We start from the raw sequence: 18,566 nt of genomic DNA, 5'->3' as shown, positions 1-18,566 counted from the left end.
CAGAGGGGGGCAACGTAGGGAGCAGCCATCAAATCAGTCCTATGCCTGACACGCTTCAAACGTGCGCCGCAGACGCTCCTCGTCCAGCTCCCGACCGATGAACACCAGCCGGCTCTCGCGCTTCTCGCCGTCCTTCCAGGCGCGCTGGTGGTCGCCTTCGATGATCATGTGGACGCCCTGGACGACATAGCGTTCCGGGTCGTCCTTGATGGCGATGATGCCCTTCAGGCGCAGGATGCTGGGGCCGTCCATCTGGGTGGTCTTTTCCAGCCAGGGGAAGAACTTCTTCGGGTCCATGTCACCACCGCGCAGCGAGATCGACTTCACGCCGGACTCCTCGATGTGGGAATGCGCATGCTCGTGCGCATGGTGGTGGTCGTGGTCGTCATGATCGTGGCTGTGCTCGTGATCATGGTCGTTGTCGAGGAAGTGCGGATCGTTGTCGAGCGCGCGCTTCAGATCGAACGCGCCGCGGTCGAGGACGTCGGCGAGGTTCACGGCGGAGCGCTCGGTGCGGTGGATGCGCGCCGAGGGGTTGATACGCCGGATCGAGGCTTCGACCTGGCGCAGCTCGTCCTCGGAAACGAGGTCGGTCTTGTTGAGGACGACGACGTCGGCGAAGGCGATCTGGTCAGCGGCTTCGCGCGAATCTTTCAGGCGCAGCGGCAGGTGCTTGGCGTCGACCAGTGCTACGACGGCGTCGAGCTTCGTCTTGGCGCGCACGTCGTCGTCCATGAAGAAGGTCTGGGCGACGGGAGCGGGGTCGGCGAGGCCGGTGGTCTCGACCAGGATCGCGTCGAAGCGGCCGGGACGGCGCATCAGCGTCTCGACGGTGCGGATCAGGTCGCCGCGCACCGTGCAGCAGATGCAGCCATTGTTCATCTCGTAGATTTCCTCGTCGGATTCCACGATCAGATCGTTGTCGATGCCGATCTCGCCGAACTCGTTGACGATGACGGCGTAGCGCTTGCCGTGATCCTCGGAGAGGATGCGGTTCAGAAGTGTCGTCTTGCCGGAGCCGAGATAGCCGGTGAGGACGGTGACGGGGATTTGGGCCTGCGCGTCGGACATGGACGGCGTCTCCTTCGAGGGAGGATGGGATGAGGTCGGCCCCATATAGGACGGCTGGCTGCGTTTTGCACGTGGGATGGATCGACTGACAAACTGTTCATTCGCCCGCTGCCGATGGACGGTGCTAGCGTTTCGCCAGGAAGACGCTCCTAAGGAGGCGCAGAAGCCATGGCACATCGATTCGCGCAAGGCGCGACCCGGCGCGAGGCGCTCGGCATGATCGCGGTCACGGCCAGCGGCGCGTTCGTCGCCGCGTCGGTTCGGCCGGCCGCGGCGCAGGCGCTGATTTCCGGCGCAGGCATGTGCCGGCTGATGCCGGAGACGACGGCCGGGCCGTTCTATTTCGACCCGCAGCTTCGACGGTCGGACATTTCCGAGGGGCGCGCCGGCGTGCCGCTCACGGCCCGTTTCCAGATCGTCAGCGCCGATTGCCGGCCGCTTCCCGGTGCCCGGCTCGATATCTGGCATTGCGATGCGCAAGGCGTCTATTCGGGCTATCCTGGACAGCCGGGCGGGCTCGACACACGCGGGCAGACCTTCATGCGCGGCACGCAATTTGCCGGTGAGGATGGCATCGTGTCCTTCTCCACGATCTATCCCGGCTGGTATCCCGGCCGTTCGCCGCACATCCATTTCTCCGCCATCATCGAAGACAGGGTTCGTGCGACAGGGCAGATGTTCTTTCCCGATTCGCTCAGCCGCGACATCTATTCGAGCGTGTTGCCCTATAGTGATCGGCCCGTCGCCGACGCCGTCTTCAACGATCGTGACGGGATCGCAAGACGGGCTGGCCGGACGGCCCTGGCCGACATGGCGCGGGCCGGCGAGCGGCTGCAATCGGCATTGGTCGTGGCCATCGGCTGATTTCGTTCAGGAGAGAGTCGAGAGATCGAATTTCGCGACGTCCCGCATCAGGTCGGCAAGGCCGGCGACCGCGTGGTCGAGAATGCGCTCGCCCTTGTCGGCCGTGGCCGCCGCCGCATTGCCGGTGACGCCGGCCAGTGACAGGTCGGACATCTTCCAGCCGAAGGCGTGCGGGCCGTAGGCGCGCAGATGGGTGAAGTCCCGTTCGAAGCGAGATTGCGCCGACGAAAAGTCGCGCGCCTTGCCCATGTCGACGAGGTCCGGCCGGATCGCCAGCATCACGCTCGTCTCGATCAGCCCGCCATGGATGCCGATCGATTTTTCCGCCGGGCTGACGATGTCGGGGGGGTAGCCGAACCGCGTCCAGCTCGTCGCCACCGCCAGCATGGAATGGCGCACGCGCAGTTCGGTGGCGACGATCGTCATCAGGGGCGAATTGCCGCCATGGGCGTTGAGCATGACGAATTTCTTCGTGCCGAGCTGCGCCAGCTTGGCGCCGATGCCGATCCAGCGGTCGATCGCTTCCTGGAACGTCAGGCTCTTCGTGCCGGCAACGTCCATATGCTCGACCGAATAGCCGACCGGCTCGGCCGGCAGGAACGTCACCGATAATTCGCCGGCCAGATGCGTCTTGAGCCGGCTTGCGACCGCCTCGGCGATCAGCGTGTCGGTCTCGAACGGCAGATGCGGTCCGTGCTGTTCGGTGGCGCCGAGCGGCAGGACGGCGATGTCGCCGGGGGCAGTTGCTTCGCTGGCTGTCATCTTTCTGATATGTGGCTTTCGTAAGAGGGGCTTGCGGAAACGCCGGCAGGCTATCAGGCGCGCGCCGGGACGCAAGCGATCGGCCGAGGAGAGGGTTTCATGGCGAAGGGCGACAAGCGGGCAACGGTGATGCGGCTTCAATCGGCCGCGCGCCTCACACGCACCGCGCTTGCGGCGCGGCTTCTGGCGCACGGTCTTTATGCCGGCCAGGAACAGATCATCATGGCGCTCGCCGACGAGGACGGGCAGACGCCGGGGCAGCTCGCGCAGCGTCTCGGCGTTCGACCGCCGACGATCACCAAGACGATCAACCGTCTTCAGGTGCAGGGCTTCCTGACCAAGCAGGCCTCCGAGACAGATGCCCGGCAGGCGCATGTTCATCTCGCCGAACCCGGCCGCGAGGCGATCCGCTCGATCGAGAAGACGCTGAAAAAGACTGAGAAGCAGGCGCTGAAGGGGCTCGACAAGAAGGACCAGAAGCTTCTTTCCAAGCTTTTGTCGCGCATCGAATCCAACCTGTCCGAGATCGTCGAGGAGGAGGACGAGCCCGAGGACGAGATCGTCGAAACGGCCGCCTGACCGCCAATTCTGATCATGTTCAGCTTTTTGCTTGCGCTTGCCGCGCGAAGCTTCCAAACCAATGGAAGCAACCAGCCGAATGCCGAATAGCGTGCCTCAACCCTCCTCGTCCGCCGACACCGCCACACCGCTCAGGGCGATCCTGCTCGTTCTTGCGGCAGGCATCATTTTCACCTGCCTCGACACCAGTGCAAAATATCTCGTCGTCTCGGGCATGGAGGCGCCCTTCGTCGCCTGGATGCGCTTTGCCGTCCACGTCGTTCTGGTGCTCATCCTGTTCCGGGCATGGTCCAATCGGGCGATGTTCAAGGTGGTCAGCCTGCCGCGACAGTTCGTGCGCGGCATCTTCCTTTTCGGCTCGACCTTCTTCAACTTCCTGGCGCTGCGCACGCTGCAACTCGCCGAGACGGTGTCGATCTTCTTCTTCGCCCCAATGGTCATCACCGCGCTTGCCGGGCCGCTGCTCGGCGAATGGGCCGGGTGGCGGCGATGGCTGGCGGTGCTGATCGGTTTCGTCGGGGTGCTGGTGATCACGCGGCCCGGCTACGGCACGTTCGGGCTCGGCCATGTCTATGCGCTCGGCGCGATGCTCTCCTACTGCATCTATGTCATCATGACGCGCCAGATGGGCGCGAAGGAAACTGCCGAAAGCCTGATCTTCTACTCCGCGCTGGCGCCTGTGATCCTGATGGCGCCGACTGTGCCGTTTTCCGGCTCGCTGCCCGAGACCGGCCTGCAATGGGCGGTTCTCCTGTCGCTCGGCTTTTACGGCGCGTTCGGGCACTGGCTCCTGATCCATGCCTACAAGCAGGCGACGACCTCCGCGCTGGCGCCCTATCCCTATCTCCAGATGGTTTGGATGATCGCGCTCGGCTATCTCGTCTTCGCGGATCTGCCCGACCGCTGGACGCTGGTCGGTTCGGCGATCATCGTCTCGAGCGGGCTCTATATCGTTCATCGCGAAAGCCGCCTGCGCCTGCAAAGCCGCTCCCTGCCGAATTCGGAAGCGCGCGACCTGGCAAAAAAGCTTTGAATCCCCGGTTGGCGATGGCATAGGTTTAAACGGTTTAATCCTGTGCCGCTTCCGGGAGGGGAATTCTGGGCCAGAAGATCAAGCTATCGACCATAGCCGATGCGCTCGGGGTCTCGACCGCGACGGTATCGCTCGCGTTGCGCGACAGCCCGCTCGTCGCCGATACGACGCGCGAGCGCATCAAGCATCATGCGCGCGAGATCGGCTACATCTACAATCGACGTGCGGCCTCGCTGCGCACCTCGCGCTCGGGCATCGTGGGCGTCGTCGTCCACGACATCATGAACCCGTTCTTTGCGGAAATCCTCAAGTCGATCGAGCATGAACTCGACCGCTCAAGGCAGACCTTCATCCTCTCCAACCACTATGACGACCTCGAAAAGCAGCGCAATTTCATCGATACGCTGCTGCAGCTCGGCGCCGATGGCGTCATCATGTCGCCGGCGATCGGCACGCCCGCCGCCGACATCGCGCTGGCCGAGGATAACGGCCTGCCGGCGGTCCTCATCGCGCGGTCGGTGGAGGGCGCGGACGTTCCGGTCTTTCGCGGCGACGACGCCTATGGCGTGGGCCTCGCCACTGATCACCTGATCGGGCTCGGCCACCGCCGCATCGCCATGATCGGCGGTACGGACCAGACGTCGACCGGCCGCGAGCGTTATCGCGGTTATGTGCTGGCGATGGAGCGAGCCGGGCTCGATCCGCGGCCTGAATGGCGCATTGCCGGACCGCGCACGAAGCAAGGCGGGTTTGATGCGGCGGGCCAGTTTCTCAACCTGCCGGACAAGCCGACCGCAGCGGTTTGCTGGAACGATCTCGTCGCCATCGGCCTGATGAACGGTCTTTCGCGCGCGGGTCTTCGCCCGGGCATCGACATCTCGGTAACTGGGTATGACGATCTGGAGGAGGCCGCGATCGCCACGCCTGCGCTCACCACCGTCTGGAACGGCCAGCGCGAGGTCGGGCGGCAGGCGGCAAAAGCCCTGATCGACCGGCTTGCCGGTATCGAGGTGCACGGGGACCAGGATCTGATCACGCCCGAACTTCATATCCGCCAGTCGACGTCAGCTCCCCAGGAAAAAAAGGCGGGCAAATGAAAATGGCGGGCACGAGGCCCGCCATGATCATTCATTGCATGTCGGCTGCTTAGAGCGCGCCGAGCTGCGAGCAGAGGGTCAACGACACTTCACCGTAATCGCCACGGTTCAGTTCGGCTGCTTCGCAGTCAGCCTTGAGCTGGGCCTGCTGATCGGCGGTCAGGCCGCCATAAGCGGTCGTGATCTCTTCTTCCGAACGCAGCTCGGCCATCGTGTCGTCGGTGAAGAAGCCGCCCATGTATTCGCTGTTGGTCGTCCACATGGTCTCTTCGGCATCCGACGCGTAGGTCATCTCGTTCTGGTTGTCGGTGCTGGCGCGGCCTGCCGCGTCCTGATCGGTGTTCCCGGCATCCTGGGCAAACGCACCGCCGGCCATGGCGACAACTGCAGCACTGGCGAGAATCATCTTGAGCTTCATTGGGGCTTTCCTCTCTATTATCTTTTGACAGTCGAAACTGTTTGTTCGATGCCAAGTAAACGGGGGGTCGAATTTAAAGTTCCTCCGCCACAGCCGGCCGGAGAAAAATTTTCGTGAACACGTTCATTGAGGAAACGCGCCGGGGTGCGTAGTCTGCGGGCGAAACGGAGGAGCCCGCATGACGACAGACCTGAAATCGATCGCAATCCTGATACCCGGGCGGCTGCACCCGCATGCCGTGGCGCGGCTGGAGGAGCGATTCCAGATCGTGCGCGCCGAAAGGCCGGCCGGCGACGCGGTTTCTTCCCAGCATGCAGCCCAGATCAAGGGCATCGCGGCGATGACGCGCATCGATGCCTCGCTGATCGATTCGCTACCGCACCTCGAGATCGTGTCGAGTTTCGGTGTCGGCTACGACCATGTCGACGCAAAGCATGCGGCCACGCGCAATGTCGTCGTCACCAACACGCCGGACGTATTGACAGAAGAAGTGGCCGATACGGCCATCGGCCTCCTGATCAACGCCGTGCGCGAACTCCCGAAGGCCGAGCAGTGGCTGCGCGAGGGACGGTGGGTCGCGGAAGGCCCGTACCGGCTGACCAACGGCACCCTGCGCGGCAGGCGCGTCGGGATTTTCGGCATGGGTCGGATCGGCCTTGCCATCGCGCGGCGCATCGAGGCGTTCGGCCTGTCGGTCGCCTATCACAACCGCCGCCCCGTGGACGGCGTGCCCTACCGCTATTTCGGAAGCCTCGTCGAACTGGCGGCGAATGTCGACACGCTGATCTCGGTCGCGCCCTCGACGCCGCAGACGGAAAAGGCGGTCAATGCCGAGATCCTGTCCGCGCTCGGGCCGACGGGCGTCTTCGTCAATATCGGTCGTGGCACGACGGTCGATGAGGCCGATCTGGCCGCCGCTCTGCACGACGGCACCATTCAGGCTGCCGGTCTCGATGTCTTCTACGATGAACCGAACGTTCCCGAGAACCTCGTCTCCGCGCCGAATGCGAGCCTGCTTCCGCATGTTGGATCGGCGACGATCCATACGCGGCAGGCGATGGCGGACCTCGTCGTCGACAATCTGATCGCCTGGTTTTCAACCGGGGCGGCGTTGACGCCGGTGCCGGAAACTGCTGACCTAGGGAAAAGAGGCTAGATCGGCCTTGTTCCGGACAAAGGTCAGAATTAACGCTTCATTAAGCATGACGGTCCAACCTCGGGCGGGGAGGCGATACGGAGTGACCACATGAAGACGATGATCGCCGCTCTCATTGCGACGACCGCCCTGATCGCGACATTCTCGCACGGGATGAACGAGAATTCGGGCGCAGCGCGCGCGGAATCGGGCAAGCCCAACGACTTCATCCTGATCTCCGGCGGTATGGAATGCCGGATCAGTCAGGGCGCCGTGCGCGAGAAGATCGCCCGGCTCGATCTTGACCCGAACTGCACCGGTTCGTCGAGCCCCGCCTCGCAGGCGGCGATGATCGAGCAGAACGACGATGGAACGATCGACCTTCTTCGCCAGGACGGATCGGCCGTGGTCCGGTTCGCAGCCGCCGAAGGCGACACGCATATCTCCTACGAGCCGCAGTCGCCTCTCATCCGTCTCGTCGCGGTGGACTGACGCGCGCTACTCCGCCGCGTGGGCGAGGCCCGCGCGGCGCGCTTCGTGTGCCCTGACGGCGTCGCCGAACGCCTCGAAGATCTGCGCCGAGGCGCGGTCCTTCGCGGCCCAGTATTCCGGGTGCCACTGGACGCCAACCGCGAAGTCTTTCGCGCCGATGACCGACACGGCCTCGATCGTGCCATCATCCGCCACCGCCTCGACCTGCAGTTTCGGCGCGATGGCTCCGATCGCCTGCCGGTGCACGGAATTCACCTCGATTTCGCGCGGGCCGAAGATGCCGGCCAGGCACGAGCCTTCCGTGATCCGCACCGACTGGCGGATGGCGAAGCGCTCGTCCTGGCTGTCGCTTTGCGGCGCGCGGTGGTCCCACATGCCTTCGCCATCCTGGATTTCGGTCGCCAGCGAGCCGCCGAGAGCGACGTTGAGTTCCTGGATGCCGCGACAGATGGCCAGGAGCGGCACGCCGCGCTCGATCGCCTTGCGGATCAGCGGCATCGTCGTCGCGTCACGCGCCTCGTCGTAAGGGCCGTTCGCCTCCGAAGCGTCGCCGCCATAGAGGGAGGGGTGGACGTTGGACTTCGAGCCGGTGAGCATCACGCCATCGACCCGCGAAAGAAGCGCGTCATAGTCGATGCGCTCGCCGAAGGCCGGCACGAGAAGCGGCAGGACGCCGGCCTGCGACATCGCCGCCTCGAGATATTGATGCGGCGCGGCGTGCCAGGTGTAGTTCTCGAACTGGCGGATGTCGGTCGAAACGGCGACGAGCGGTTGGGTCATGGGTCGGAAGCGTCCGTGAAAACTGGTTGGTTCCGGTTTAGCGCGAAATCGTTCCGGGACCAAGCTGGCGCGCGAATGTCTCACGACGGAATCTGCCTGCCGAAGAGGCAGTCTTGCACCGTTTTGCCGGGGCGTTAGGTAAGTCCGCACAAGCAGCGGTTCCGCGCTGGACTTGGGGGGAGACGCGTGTATTTATACGCCCCGGCCTCGGGGGGAGGACGCGCAATGACGCCTCGTCGGAATCCCGAATACCGATATTTTGAGATCCGTATATGGGAGGTTTTCTTATGGATCGTCGTTCCTTTATCACCAAGGCAGGCTTTGCCGGCGTCGGCGCTGTCGCCGCGTCCACGCTTGCCGCGCCCGCCATCGCCCAGGGCAACCAGACCTGGCGCATGGTCACGACCTGGCCGAAGAACTTTCCCGGTCTCGGCGTCGGCGCGCAGCGTCTTGCCGACCGTATCACCGCGATGTCGGGCGGCCGCCTGACGATCCAGCTCTATGCCGCCGGCGAACTCGTGCCGCCGCTGCAGGCGCTCGACGCCGTCATCGACGGTTCGGCCGAGATGAGCCACGGTGCCGCCTATTACTGGCAGAACAAGTCGACCGGCCTGTCCTTCTTCACCGGCGTTCCCTACGGCATGACCTCGCGCGAACTGACCGCGTGGGTCCGCCATCTCGGCGGCCAGGAAATCTGGGACGAGATCTATGACCAGTTCGGCGTCCAGGGCTTCCTGTCGGGCGACACCGGCACGCAGGCCGGCGGCTGGTTCCGCAACGAACTGACCGGCGTTTCCGACGTCCAGGGCCTGCGCTTCCGCACCCCCGGCCTCGGCGGCCAGGTCTGGGAGAAGCTCGGCGCATCCGTCACCAACATGGCGGCCGGCGAAATCTTCCAGGCGCTCCAGTCGGGCACGCTCGATGCGGCCGAATTCGTGGGTCCCTACAACGATCTCGCGCTCGGCTTCCACCAGATCGCCAAGAACTACTATTTCCCGTCCTTCATTGAGCCGGGCCTGGCGACCGAGTGCGTCGTCGACAAGGCGAAGTTCCAGGAACTGCCGGAAGACCTCCAGGCGATAGTCAAGGGCGCCTGCGCGGCCGAATACGATAATGTCGCTGCCGACTTCGCCGCCAACGATCCGCGCGCGCTGCAGACGCTCGTCAACGATCACGGCGTGCAGATCAAGCAGTTCCCGGACGAGATCCTCGAGGCCGGCGCCAATGCCGCCAAGGAGATCATGCAGGGCCTGCTCGATTCGGGCGATGCGCTGACCAAGAAGACCGCCGAGAGCTTCGTCTCCGCGCTCAACATCGTGCGCCAGAAGACGGAAGGCACGGACTCGCTCTACATCCAGGCACGCGAGAAGTACTTCCAGATCTGATCGCGTCCGATCACGGCACCACGAGAAAGGCCCGGGAGCGATCCCGGGCCTTTTCCTTATCCGGTGTGCCGATCAGGCGCTGAAGAACGTCGTCAGGCCGCGCCCAGCGGCCAGCGCCCCGTAGGCGAGGACGGAGAAATAGATCACCGTCGCCGTCAGCATCGCATAGCCGGCGACCACGACGATGCCGTCGCGCTGGGCCATGCCAACGGACAGGAAGAGGATCGCGAAGGCGGGGAGCGTGTTGGAAAACGGCACGAGGCCAAGCGGAAACATCAACAGCACGGCGCTGGCCAGGATCGTCAGCCCGTTGACGCGGTTGGCAAAGTTCGAGGCGGTGAGGGCAAGCGCGCGTTCGCGCACCACGTTTTCCACCCTGTCGACGATCGACAGGCTCCGGTTCAGGACGCCCTTGAGCTTTTCCGCATTGAGCGGTCGGTCCATGATCCGCTCGGGCAGCCATGGTTTGCGGTTCGCGACGATGCCTGCGGACAGGAAGATGATCGCCAGGCCGAAAACGGTGCTGACGCCCGGTATCGACACTGGCAGGAGAAAAGGAAGCGTCAGGACCGCGCACAGGATCAGCGGGCCGTGGTCGCCGATATCGTGCAGGAGTTCGCGCAAGGTGACCTGTCCGTCCGACAGGCCGCCCATTGCGCGGAGGAGAGCGGCCCGAATGGTTTCGGACCGCTCCGGATAGTTCAGGCTTTCAGCTTCGGCCATGCGCCTCAGCTATAGAGGAACCGCGGCAGCCACGTGGCGATGCCGGGGAAGATGAAGAGCAGCGCCAGAGCCAGGATCTGCAGGCCGACGAATGGGATGACGCCCTTGTAGATCATGCCCGTCGTCACCGTTCGCGGCGCCACGCCGCGCAGGTAGAAGAGCGCGAAACCGAAGGGCGGCGTCAGGAACGAGGTCTGCAGGTTCACGCCGACCATGACGCCCAGCCACACCGGATCGACGCCGAGGTTGAGCAGGATCGGCGCGGTGATCGGGATCACGATGAAGATGATCTCGAACGTGTCGAGGATGAAGCCGAGCAGGAACATGATCGCCATCACGACGATCACCGGCCCGATGACACCACCCGGCAGGTTCGACAGGAATTCATGGACGAGATTGTCGCCGCCCATCAGGCGGAAGACGATCGAGAACACCGACGCGCCGAACAGGATGATGAACACCATCGACGTGATTGTGGCGGTGGCGATGACGGCCTCGCGCAGGACGCGCAGCGACAGGCGCCAGCGCAGTGCTGCGAGGATCATCGCACCGACGGCGCCGACCGAAGCCGCTTCCGTCGGCGTGGCGATGCCGCCGAGGATCGAGCCGAGAACGGCGATGATCAGCGCCAGCGGCGGGATCAGTGCGACCACGACCTCGCGGGCGAGGTTCTTCTTTTCTTCCGCCGGCACCGGCGTCGCCGGGCAGGATTCCGGGTCGAAGATCGCCTTGAAGATCATCCAGCCGAGATAAAGGCCGACGAGCAAAAGGCCGGGCAGGAGCGCACCGGCGAAGAGGTCGCCGACCGAGACGGGGGAGGGCGCGAAGTTGCCCTTGGCCATCTGCACCTGTGCGTTGATGCCCGACAGCATGTCGCCCATGAAGATCAGCACGGTCGAGGGTGGGATGATCTGGCCGAGCGTGCCCGAGGCGCAGATGACGCCCGAGGCCAGGCGCGGATCGTAGCCGGCGCGCAGCATCGCCGGCAGCGAGATCAGGCCCATGGTGACGACGGTCGCGCCGACGACGCCGGTCGAGGCGGCCAGCATCGCACCGACGAGCACGACCGAGATGCCGAGGCCGCCGCGCATGTTGCCGAAGAGCTTGCCCATGGTGAGGAGAAGCTGTTCCGCGATCTTGGAGCGCTCCAGCATGACGCCCATGAAGATGAAGAGCGGCACCGCGACCAGCACTTCATTGGTCATGAAGCCGATATAGCGGTTGGCGAGCGAACCGAAATTGGACGGGTCGAACACGCCGAACCACATGCCGACCGCGCCGAACATGAGCGAGACGCCGGCCAGGGTGAACGCGACCGGGAAGCCCAGCATGAGGAAGCCGATGATGCCGAAGAACATCGTGCCGGCGAGGATCTCGCCAAGTAGTACCGGGTCCATCAGTGGGAGCTCCCGTCGGATTCGTAACGCAGATAGACCGGAAGCAGATGCTCGCTGCGCGCGAGCACGAGGATGGACCGGAACACCATTGCAATGCCCTGCAGCGCGATCAGCGCGGCGAAGACGATGATGAAGGATTTGAGAATGAAGAGACCCTTCATCCCGCCGGGATTGGCGGACGCCTCGTAGATGCGCCAGGAGCGCTGCACGAAGGTGATCCCGTAGGCGTAGACGATCCAGCAGAAGGGCAGCAGGAACAGGCACACGCCGATGATGTCGATGATCGCCTTGGTGCGGGTGGAGGCCGGGCGATAGAAGATGTCGACGCGGACATGGTCGTTGCGCAGGAGCGCGAAGCCGGCGACGGCGGTGAACATGGCGCCGTTCAGCCAGATATAGAGGTCCTGCATCCACAATTGCGTGGTCGAGAAGACGTAGCGCTGGACGACGACGGTGAAGCAGACCAGCACGATCCCCAGTGCGAGCCATGAAAAGACATTGCCGACCAGCCAGTTCAGGCCGCTGATCGCGCGGACGACTGCCGCTAGAATCCGCATCGAGATTTCCTCCCCATGGCGCCGGCGGCACATGCGTGCGGCCTTGGTGCGCCTGGCACGTTGGCGTCTACCATCAAGCTCCCCGATCTTCCCCTCGGCCGCTCTGAACGGATTTTTCCGCCGGCTCGCCGTTCCCCAAATCGTCTGCGAACCTGCTCATGCCTCGGAAAACCGGGCCTTCGCCGCGCCGCGCGGGGTCCTCTATCAGCTTTGCTGGAGCAAACAAAGCCCTCTCGTGACACAACCAAACAGGTCGGATGGGTGTCGCGACATAATGTTACCGTGTCATGATGCAATCGTTTACGAGTATTGCTCTTTTCGCTGCCCTAGCGAAAAGGTTTGACGGATGGCGGACGGCGGTTCGAAATTGGGTCAGCCAGGATGACCTTTTCGGGTCAATCGAGCGGGAGGAAACTGCCAATGACGCTGCACGATGTCGCGCTGAACGACAAATACGACCTGTCGAAGGAGCGCATCTTCATCTCAGGAGCACAGGCCATCGTGCGCATGCTGATGATGCAGCGCGAGCGCGATCGGCGCGCGGGCCTTTCCACCGCCGGGTTCGTGTCGGGCTATCGCGGGTCGCCGCTCGGCGGGCTCGACCAGCAGCTCTGGAAAGCCAAGCGCGAACTGCAGCAATCCGACATCGTCTTCCAGGCCGGCCTCAATGAGGAACTGGCCGCGACCGCGTGCTGGGGCACGCAGCAGACCGAGCTTCTGGGCGAAGGCAGTCATGACGGCGTCTTCGCGCTCTGGTACGGCAAGGGGCCCGGCGTCGACCGCTCGGGCGACGTCTTCCGCCACGCCAATCTCGCCGGCACCTCGCCGAATGGGGGCGTCCTCGCCCTGATGGGCGACGACCACACGGCCGAATCCTCCACCAACGCGCATGCGACGGAGTTCCTCTTCGTCGACACGATGAGCCCGATCTTCAACCCGGCCGGCGTGCAGGAACTCGTCGATTACGGCCTCTACGGCTACGCGCTGTCGCGCTATGCCGGCGTGTGGTCGGCGATGAAATGCGTCAAGGACAACATCGAATCGACGGCTTCGGTCGACGTTTCGCTCGATCGGGTGAACATCACCCTGCCGGAAATCGAGATGCCGCAGGGCGGGCTGTCGATCCGTCACGAGATCGACCAGATGGGGCAGGAGGCGCGGCTTCACGAATACAAGCGCACCGCCGCCGCCGCCTTCATCAGGGCCAATCCGCTCAACCGCATCGTCTATTCGGGCGGCTCGAACGCCCGTCTCGGCATCATCACCGTCGGCAAGTCCTATCTCGACGTGCGCCAGGCGCTCGACGATATCGGCATCGACGAGGCGCGCGCCAACCAGCTCGGCATTCGGCTGTTCAAGGTCGCCTGTCCGTGGCCGCTCGACTACGAGCATATCAGCCAGTTCGCCGACGGGCTCGAATCCATCATCGTGGTCGAGGAAAAGCGCTCGCTGATCGAAGTGCAGATGCGCGAGAACCTCTACGGCACCGCCATGCAGCCGACCATCGTCGGCAAGAAGGACGAGCGCGGCGACTGGCTCTTCCCGGCACGCGGCGCGCTCGACCCCAACGACATCGCCATCGCCATCGGCGAGCGCGTGCTGCGCACCATCGGCCATTCGGAGGAGATCGCTGCGCGCGTCGCGCAGATGCGCCAGTTCCAGGCGATGATGGCCGAGACGCAGAACGTTTCCAACCGCACGCCCTATTTCTGTTCGGGCTGCCCGCACAATTCCTCGACCAAGGTGCCGGAGGGCTCGATCGCCGGTGGCGGCATCGGCTGCCACTTCATGTCTCTGTGGATGGATCGCAGCACCGTCGGCTTCACCGCCATGGGCGGCGAGGGTGCGCAATGGGTCGGCCAGGCGCCGTTCTCGAAGCGCGACCACATCTTCCAGAATCTCGGCGACGGCACCTACAACCATTCCGGCTCGCTGGCGCTGCGCTTCGCGCTCGCCTCGGATGCCAACATCACCTACAAGATTCTCTACAACGATGCCGTCGCGATGACAGGCGGCCAGCCGCATGAAGGCGGGCTGACGGTCGACATGATCGCCAACCAGGTGCGCGGCGAGGGCGTCGAGCGCATCGCCATCGTCACCGACGAGCCGGACAAATATGGCGGCCGCGTCCAGTTTCCGGCGGGCGCCACGATCCATCACCGCGACGACCTCGATGCCGTCCAGCGCGAATTGCGCGACATCAAGGGCGTGTCGGTGCTGCTTTACGACCAGACCTGCGCCGCCGAGAAACGCCGCCGGCGCAAGCGCGGCACGTTCCCCGATCCCGACAAGCGCATCATCATCAATGAGCTCGTCTGCGAGGGTTGCGGCGATTGCGGCGTCAAGTCGAATTGCGTTTCCGTGCAGCCGCTCGAAACCGAATTCGGCCGCAAGCGGCGCATCGATCAGTCGTCCTGCAACAAGGATTTTTCCTGCGTCAACGGCTTCTGCCCGTCCTTCGTCACCGTGCACGGCGCGAAGATCAGGAAGGCCGAAGGGCGCGCCGGCGGAGGCGATCCGCTGGAGGGCGTGACCGAGCCTCGTCTCGCCTCGCTGGAAGGTGGCTGGTCCGGCATCGTCGACGGCATCGGCGGCACCGGGGTCGTCACCATCGGTGCGGTCATCGGCATGGCGGCGCATCTGGAAGGCAAGGGTTGTGGCGTCATCGACATGGCGGGCCTTGCCCAGAAGGGTGGCGCCGTTTTCAGCCACATGCGCATCGCGAAAACGCCCGAGGACATCCACGCCATCCGCGTTTCCGCGGGCAAGGCGGACATGGTGCTCGGCTGCGATCTCGTCGTTTCCGGCAGTGCCAAGATCCTGTCGTCCGTGCGCGAGGGCAAGACGATCTTCGTCGGCAACACGGCCGAGGTCATGCCGGGTGACTTCACCCGTTCGGCCGATTTCTCCCTGCCGGTCGAGCGCGTCAAGCGCGCCATCGGCAAGGCGGTCGGCGAGCAGAATGCGCATTTCTTCGACGCCTCGCGCGCCGCGCAGACGCTGTTCGGCAATGCGCTCGCCGCCAACATGTTCATGCTCGGCTTTGCCTATCAGCATGGCGCATTGCCACTCGGCGCTGCGGCGATCGAAAAGGCGATCGAGCTCAACGGCCAGGCGGTCGCGATGAACCTCCAGGCGTTCCGCTGGGGTCGCCGCGCTGCGGTTAGGCCGCAGGAAATTGCCGAACTCGTCGAAGCGGGTGCGACCAAGGCGACGAAGATCAGCGAGACGCTTGAGGAAATCGTCGATCGACGAGCCGAATTTTTGGCCGACTATCAGAACGCCGCCTATGCCGACCGCTACCGGCGCGAAGTCGCATCGGTCCGCGGGGCCGAGCAGTCGGCCGTTCCCGGATCGACGGCACTGAGCGAGGCGGTCGCCCGCGGCCTCTTCAAGCTGATGGCGATCAAGGACGAGTACGAGGTCGCGCGGCTCTACACGGACGGCAATTTCAAGCGCCAGCTCGCGCGCGAGTTTTCGGACTATGAGCGGCTCGAATTCCACCTCGCCCCGCCGATCCTCGGCCGAAAGGGCTCCGACGGCATGGCACGCAAGTCGAACTTCGGGCCGTGGATGCTGAAGGCGTTCGGCGTGCTGGCCCGGTTCAAGCGCCTTCGCGGAACGCCGCTCGACGTTTTCGGCTACACGGCGGAGCGGCGGCACGAGCGTGAATTGCTGGCGGCGTATAAGCGCGATCTGGAACTCATCCGCTCGCTTCTCGCGCCCGGACGCATCGTCGAGGCGACGGCGCTCGCCTCGCTGCCTCAGACGATCCGCGGTTTCGGTCACGTCAAGGCTGCCAATGCCGCCAAGGCGGAGGCCGAACGCGCCCGCCTCGTCGAGCGACTGAAGGCGGCGCCGGCCGAGCGGCGGCTCGAAGCGGCGGAATGAAGATCATCCGCCGCTGCATATCAATGAATATTTAAGGGGGTTCTGGCACTGCTAAGATCGGCAAAAACCAGGACCCCGAGTTGAAGAGCGCCAGAAACTCAGTTCCACAGGATATCTATGTCGGCTTTGTCCGGTCGTTGTTCAACGATCCGGGTATCCTGCTGATCGGTGGCCTGTGCCAGGGGCTGATCGCGCTTCTCGTCTATCGCACGACCGAAAGCCTGGTCTATGCCGGGCTCGCCGTGGCGCTTTTCCTGTCCGCCTTCTACCGATACTGGACCATTCGCCGCGTGCAGAGGTCGAACGCGATCATCGACGTGCCGTCGGCACGGCGTGCGGAGCGGTCCTATATCGTCGGCGGCGCGATTCAGGGCGCTTGCGCAGGCGCGTTCTGCTTCACCTCGATCGTCCTGATCCCGGACGCGTTCGGCGAACTCGCCGCCGTTGCGGTGATCATGGGCGGGTCGGTCACCATCGTCGGGCGCAATTACGGCTCGAAGCGCATGGTTGCGGTGCTCGCCGTCACCGGCGTCCTGCCGATCGCGCTCGGGCTGATCCTCAAGGGCGACCTCAACTATTTCGTGCTCGGCCTCTACATCATCCCGTTCATGTTCATCATCGCCAAGATGGCCGAGAACGTGCGCACGATGCTGTTCGCGGCGATTTCGGAAGAGCGCAACTCGAAATATCTGGCGCAGCGCTTCGACCGCGCCCTCAACACGATGCCGCACGGGCTCGTCATGCTGAGCCCCGAGGGCAAGGCGGTGGTGGCCAACAGCCAGGCGGCGTCGGCGCTCGGCTTCGAGGACGCCTCGCAACTCCAGAACCGGACCCTGAAGGCGCTGCTGCTGCGCGTTGCCGCCGGCGGGCTGCTTTCGACGTCGGATGCCAATTTCGCCGATGTCGAACTGATGAAGGCCATCCGCGAGGGACGCGACCGCAAGCTTCTCCTGAAGCTGACCGATGGCCGCTACCTCGAATTCGCCGCGCGATCGGGTCGCGACGAGCTTGGCGTCATCACCTTCGAGGAAGTGACGCAGCGCGTCGAATCGGAAGACAAAATCCGCTACATGGCCCGTTATGACGGGCTGACGGGCCTGCCGAACCGCGAATATTTCAACGAACTGGTGGCAGATGCGGTCGTGGTCGGGGACCGGCGCCGGACCATCGGCCTTGCCGTGTTCGACCTCGACGATTTCAAGACGGTCAACGATACGCTCGGCCATCCCGTCGGCGACGGCCTCATCTATGCGGTGGCGGAAAAGCTGCGGCAGTTCGAGAGCGACGACATCTTCGTCAGCCGGTTCGGCGGCGACGAATTCGCGCTCTATTTCGACGACATCCACGACCATCACGCCTTCGCCGCGCGCATGGACGGCATCTTCGCCGCGCTCAAGGGCGATGTGGACGTCGCCGGCCATGCTCTTTTGATCCAGGCATCGGCCGGTGCGGTGCTGTCCTCGGTTCATGGCGCCGATGTCGACGGCATGGTCGTCAAGGCCGATCTTGCGCTCTACAAGGCCAAGGAATTGGGCAAGGCGTCCTGGCACCTGTTCGAAGACGAGATGGACCAGGCCTTCCGCCGCAAGCAGCTCTTGAAGGCGGATCTGCGTTCGGCCATCGCGGCCAAGGGTCTGCGCGTCGTCTACCAGCCGATCGTGGCGATGGACACGATGCAGATCTCGACCTGCGAGGCGCTGTGCCGCTGGGATCACCCCGAACTCGGGCCGATCTCGCCGGCCGTCTTCATTCCGCTCGCCGAAGAAATGGGCATCGTCTCCGACATCAGCCATTTCGTTCTCGAAGCCGCCACGCTGCAATGCGCGCGCTGGCCCGAACATATCGGCGTGTCGGTCAATCTGTCCGCCAAGGATTTCCGCTCAGCCGACATCATCGACCACGTCCGCCGTGCGCTCGACCAGAGCGGCCTGTGCCCGCGCCGCCTCGAAATCGAAGTGACCGAGACCGCGCTTCTCGACGACAAGGCGATGACGCGCCGCTACATCGAGGAAATGAAGAAGATCGGTGTCCGGATCGCGCTCGACGATTTCGGCACCGGCTATTCCTCGCTCAGCTATCTGCACACGCTGCCGCTCGACAAGATCAAGATCGACCGCTCCTTCCTCATCGACGTGACGCAGAACGAGCGCGCGCTCGAACTTCTGCGCGGCATCGTCAACATGTCGCGGCCGCTCGGCCTGACCGTGACGATCGAGGGCGTGGAGACGTTCGAGCAGTTGAAGACGCTCGCCGAGCACATCAAGCCCGACCTCTTGCAGGGCTTCCTGTTCGGCGCGGCGCTGACCGCCTCGGGAATCGAGACCATGGCGCATACGACCTGGCCCTTCGCCAAGGAACTGAAGGCCGTTCGGCGGTCCTAGG

Annotated in this window: 16 protein-coding genes; 9 read left to right on the top strand and 7 right to left on the bottom strand. The window is 64.2% G+C overall.

The features are described from left to right. Window positions 1–39: 39 nt before the first annotated feature. Window positions 40–1,071, bottom strand: a complete 1,032-nt coding sequence (locus tag ALII_RS0113750) for a GTP-binding protein (RefSeq protein ID WP_024587887.1) — start codon at window positions 1,069–1,071, stop codon at window positions 40–42. 168 nt (window positions 1,072–1,239) lie between these two features. On the opposite strand from ALII_RS0113750, the gene ALII_RS0113745 reads away from it, so the two are divergent. Beyond that, window positions 1,240–1,935 (top strand): intradiol ring-cleavage dioxygenase, encoded by a 696-nt coding sequence (locus tag ALII_RS0113745; protein WP_029660532.1) that lies wholly within the window; start codon window positions 1,240–1,242, stop codon window positions 1,933–1,935. A 6-nt stretch (window positions 1,936–1,941) separates the two neighbouring features. On the opposite strand, the gene ALII_RS0113740 is transcribed toward ALII_RS0113745, so the two are convergent. Beyond that, window positions 1,942–2,697, bottom strand: a complete 756-nt coding sequence (locus ALII_RS0113740; RefSeq protein WP_024587886.1) for a creatininase family protein — start codon at window positions 2,695–2,697, stop codon at window positions 1,942–1,944. Between the two features lie 99 nt (window positions 2,698–2,796). On the opposite strand from ALII_RS0113740, the gene ALII_RS0113735 reads away from it, so the two are divergent. The 3 genes from ALII_RS0113735 to ALII_RS0113725 all read left to right on the top strand — a co-directional run bounded on the left by ALII_RS0113735 (window position 2,797) and on the right by ALII_RS0113725 (window position 5,406). Continuing rightward, a complete protein-coding gene (locus ALII_RS0113735; protein ID WP_024587885.1) occupies window positions 2,797–3,276 on the top strand; it encodes a MarR family transcriptional regulator in 480 nt (159 codons plus the stop codon). 79 nt (window positions 3,277–3,355) lie between these two features. After that, window positions 3,356–4,309, top strand: coding sequence for a DMT family transporter (locus tag ALII_RS0113730; protein WP_024587884.1), 954 nt, complete (start codon window positions 3,356–3,358; stop codon window positions 4,307–4,309). A gap of 65 nt (window positions 4,310–4,374) precedes the next feature. Continuing rightward, window positions 4,375–5,406 (top strand): LacI family DNA-binding transcriptional regulator, encoded by a 1,032-nt coding sequence (locus ALII_RS0113725; RefSeq protein ID WP_024587883.1) that lies wholly within the window; start codon window positions 4,375–4,377, stop codon window positions 5,404–5,406. Between the two features lie 49 nt (window positions 5,407–5,455). On the opposite strand, the gene ALII_RS0113720 is transcribed toward ALII_RS0113725, so the two are convergent. Next, a complete protein-coding gene (locus ALII_RS0113720; protein WP_024587882.1) occupies window positions 5,456–5,824 on the bottom strand; it encodes a hypothetical protein in 369 nt (122 codons plus the stop codon). 178 nt (window positions 5,825–6,002) lie between these two features. On the opposite strand from ALII_RS0113720, the gene ALII_RS0113715 reads away from it, so the two are divergent. Then, window positions 6,003–6,980, top strand: a complete 978-nt coding sequence (locus ALII_RS0113715) for a 2-hydroxyacid dehydrogenase (RefSeq protein ID WP_024587881.1) — start codon at window positions 6,003–6,005, stop codon at window positions 6,978–6,980. Between the two features lie 90 nt (window positions 6,981–7,070). Further along, complete coding sequence (locus tag ALII_RS0113710; protein ID WP_024587880.1) at window positions 7,071–7,451, top strand: hypothetical protein; 381 nt, start codon at window positions 7,071–7,073, stop codon at window positions 7,449–7,451. A 6-nt stretch (window positions 7,452–7,457) separates the two neighbouring features. Here ALII_RS0113710 and ALII_RS0113705 read toward each other — a convergent pair whose 3' ends face one another. After that, complete coding sequence (locus tag ALII_RS0113705) at window positions 7,458–8,231, bottom strand: gamma-glutamyl-gamma-aminobutyrate hydrolase family protein (RefSeq protein ID WP_024587879.1); 774 nt, start codon at window positions 8,229–8,231, stop codon at window positions 7,458–7,460. 287 nt (window positions 8,232–8,518) lie between these two features. On the opposite strand from ALII_RS0113705, the gene ALII_RS0113700 reads away from it, so the two are divergent. Beyond that, the gene (locus ALII_RS0113700; protein WP_024587878.1) at window positions 8,519–9,616 is read left to right on the top strand and encodes a TRAP transporter substrate-binding protein; all 1,098 of its coding nucleotides are present in this window, start codon (window positions 8,519–8,521) and stop codon (window positions 9,614–9,616) included. A gap of 72 nt (window positions 9,617–9,688) precedes the next feature. Here ALII_RS0113700 and ALII_RS0113695 read toward each other — a convergent pair whose 3' ends face one another. Genes ALII_RS0113695 through ALII_RS0113685 form a run of 3 tightly spaced genes read right to left on the bottom strand, consistent with a single transcriptional unit; the run spans window position 9,689 to window position 12,293 of the window. Beyond that, window positions 9,689–10,339 carry an exopolysaccharide biosynthesis protein gene (locus tag ALII_RS0113695; protein ID WP_029660530.1) on the bottom strand — a complete coding sequence of 217 codons (651 nt, stop codon included), beginning with the start codon at window positions 10,337–10,339 and terminating at the stop codon, window positions 9,689–9,691. Between the two features lie 5 nt (window positions 10,340–10,344). Continuing rightward, window positions 10,345–11,736 carry a TRAP transporter large permease subunit gene (locus tag ALII_RS0113690; protein WP_024587876.1) on the bottom strand — a complete coding sequence of 464 codons (1,392 nt, stop codon included), beginning with the start codon at window positions 11,734–11,736 and terminating at the stop codon, window positions 10,345–10,347. Beyond that, window positions 11,736–12,293: a TRAP transporter small permease subunit gene (locus ALII_RS0113685; RefSeq protein WP_024587875.1), complete on the bottom strand. Its 558-nt coding sequence runs from the start codon at window positions 12,291–12,293 to the stop codon at window positions 11,736–11,738. The genes ALII_RS0113690 and ALII_RS0113685 overlap by 1 nt, the downstream gene beginning before the upstream one ends. A gap of 420 nt (window positions 12,294–12,713) precedes the next feature. On the opposite strand from ALII_RS0113685, the gene ALII_RS0113680 reads away from it, so the two are divergent. Both ALII_RS0113680 and ALII_RS0113675 read left to right on the top strand, forming a co-directional pair. Further along, complete coding sequence (locus ALII_RS0113680) at window positions 12,714–16,184, top strand: indolepyruvate ferredoxin oxidoreductase family protein (protein WP_024587874.1); 3,471 nt, start codon at window positions 12,714–12,716, stop codon at window positions 16,182–16,184. An 80-nt stretch (window positions 16,185–16,264) separates the two neighbouring features. Further along, window positions 16,265–18,565, top strand: a complete 2,301-nt coding sequence (locus ALII_RS0113675; protein ID WP_024587873.1) for an EAL domain-containing protein — start codon at window positions 16,265–16,267, stop codon at window positions 18,563–18,565. Window position 18,566: the final 1 nt, after the last annotated feature.

This window comes from Aliihoeflea sp. 2WW (assembly GCF_000497755.1).
In the GTDB taxonomy this organism is placed as follows: domain Bacteria; phylum Pseudomonadota; class Alphaproteobacteria; order Rhizobiales; family Rhizobiaceae; genus Aliihoeflea.
The sequence above is the reverse complement of the archived record's forward strand: the minus strand, read 5'-3'. Positions and strand labels throughout refer to the sequence as shown.

Coding starts and splice junctions, on each gene's coding strand:
- ALII_RS0113750 (WP_024587887.1), bottom strand. CDS start 1,071: ATGTCCGACGCGCAGGCCCAAATCCCCGTCACCGTCCTCACCGGCTAT.
- ALII_RS0113745 (WP_029660532.1), top strand. CDS start 1,240: ATGGCACATCGATTCGCGCAAGGCGCGACCCGGCGCGAGGCGCTCGGC.
- ALII_RS0113740 (WP_024587886.1), bottom strand. CDS start 2,697: ATGACAGCCAGCGAAGCAACTGCCCCCGGCGACATCGCCGTCCTGCCG.
- ALII_RS0113735 (WP_024587885.1), top strand. CDS start 2,797: ATGGCGAAGGGCGACAAGCGGGCAACGGTGATGCGGCTTCAATCGGCC.
- ALII_RS0113730 (WP_024587884.1), top strand. CDS start 3,356: ATGCCGAATAGCGTGCCTCAACCCTCCTCGTCCGCCGACACCGCCACA.
- ALII_RS0113720 (WP_024587882.1), bottom strand. CDS start 5,824: ATGAAGCTCAAGATGATTCTCGCCAGTGCTGCAGTTGTCGCCATGGCC.
- ALII_RS0113715 (WP_024587881.1), top strand. CDS start 6,003: ATGACGACAGACCTGAAATCGATCGCAATCCTGATACCCGGGCGGCTG.
- ALII_RS0113710 (WP_024587880.1), top strand. CDS start 7,071: ATGAAGACGATGATCGCCGCTCTCATTGCGACGACCGCCCTGATCGCG.
- ALII_RS0113705 (WP_024587879.1), bottom strand. CDS start 8,231: ATGACCCAACCGCTCGTCGCCGTTTCGACCGACATCCGCCAGTTCGAG.
- ALII_RS0113700 (WP_024587878.1), top strand. CDS start 8,519: ATGGATCGTCGTTCCTTTATCACCAAGGCAGGCTTTGCCGGCGTCGGC.
- ALII_RS0113695 (WP_029660530.1), bottom strand. CDS start 10,339: ATGGCCGAAGCTGAAAGCCTGAACTATCCGGAGCGGTCCGAAACCATT.
- ALII_RS0113690 (WP_024587876.1), bottom strand. CDS start 11,736: ATGGACCCGGTACTACTTGGCGAGATCCTCGCCGGCACGATGTTCTTC.
- ALII_RS0113685 (WP_024587875.1), bottom strand. CDS start 12,293: ATGCGGATTCTAGCGGCAGTCGTCCGCGCGATCAGCGGCCTGAACTGG.
- ALII_RS0113680 (WP_024587874.1), top strand. CDS start 12,714: ATGACGCTGCACGATGTCGCGCTGAACGACAAATACGACCTGTCGAAG.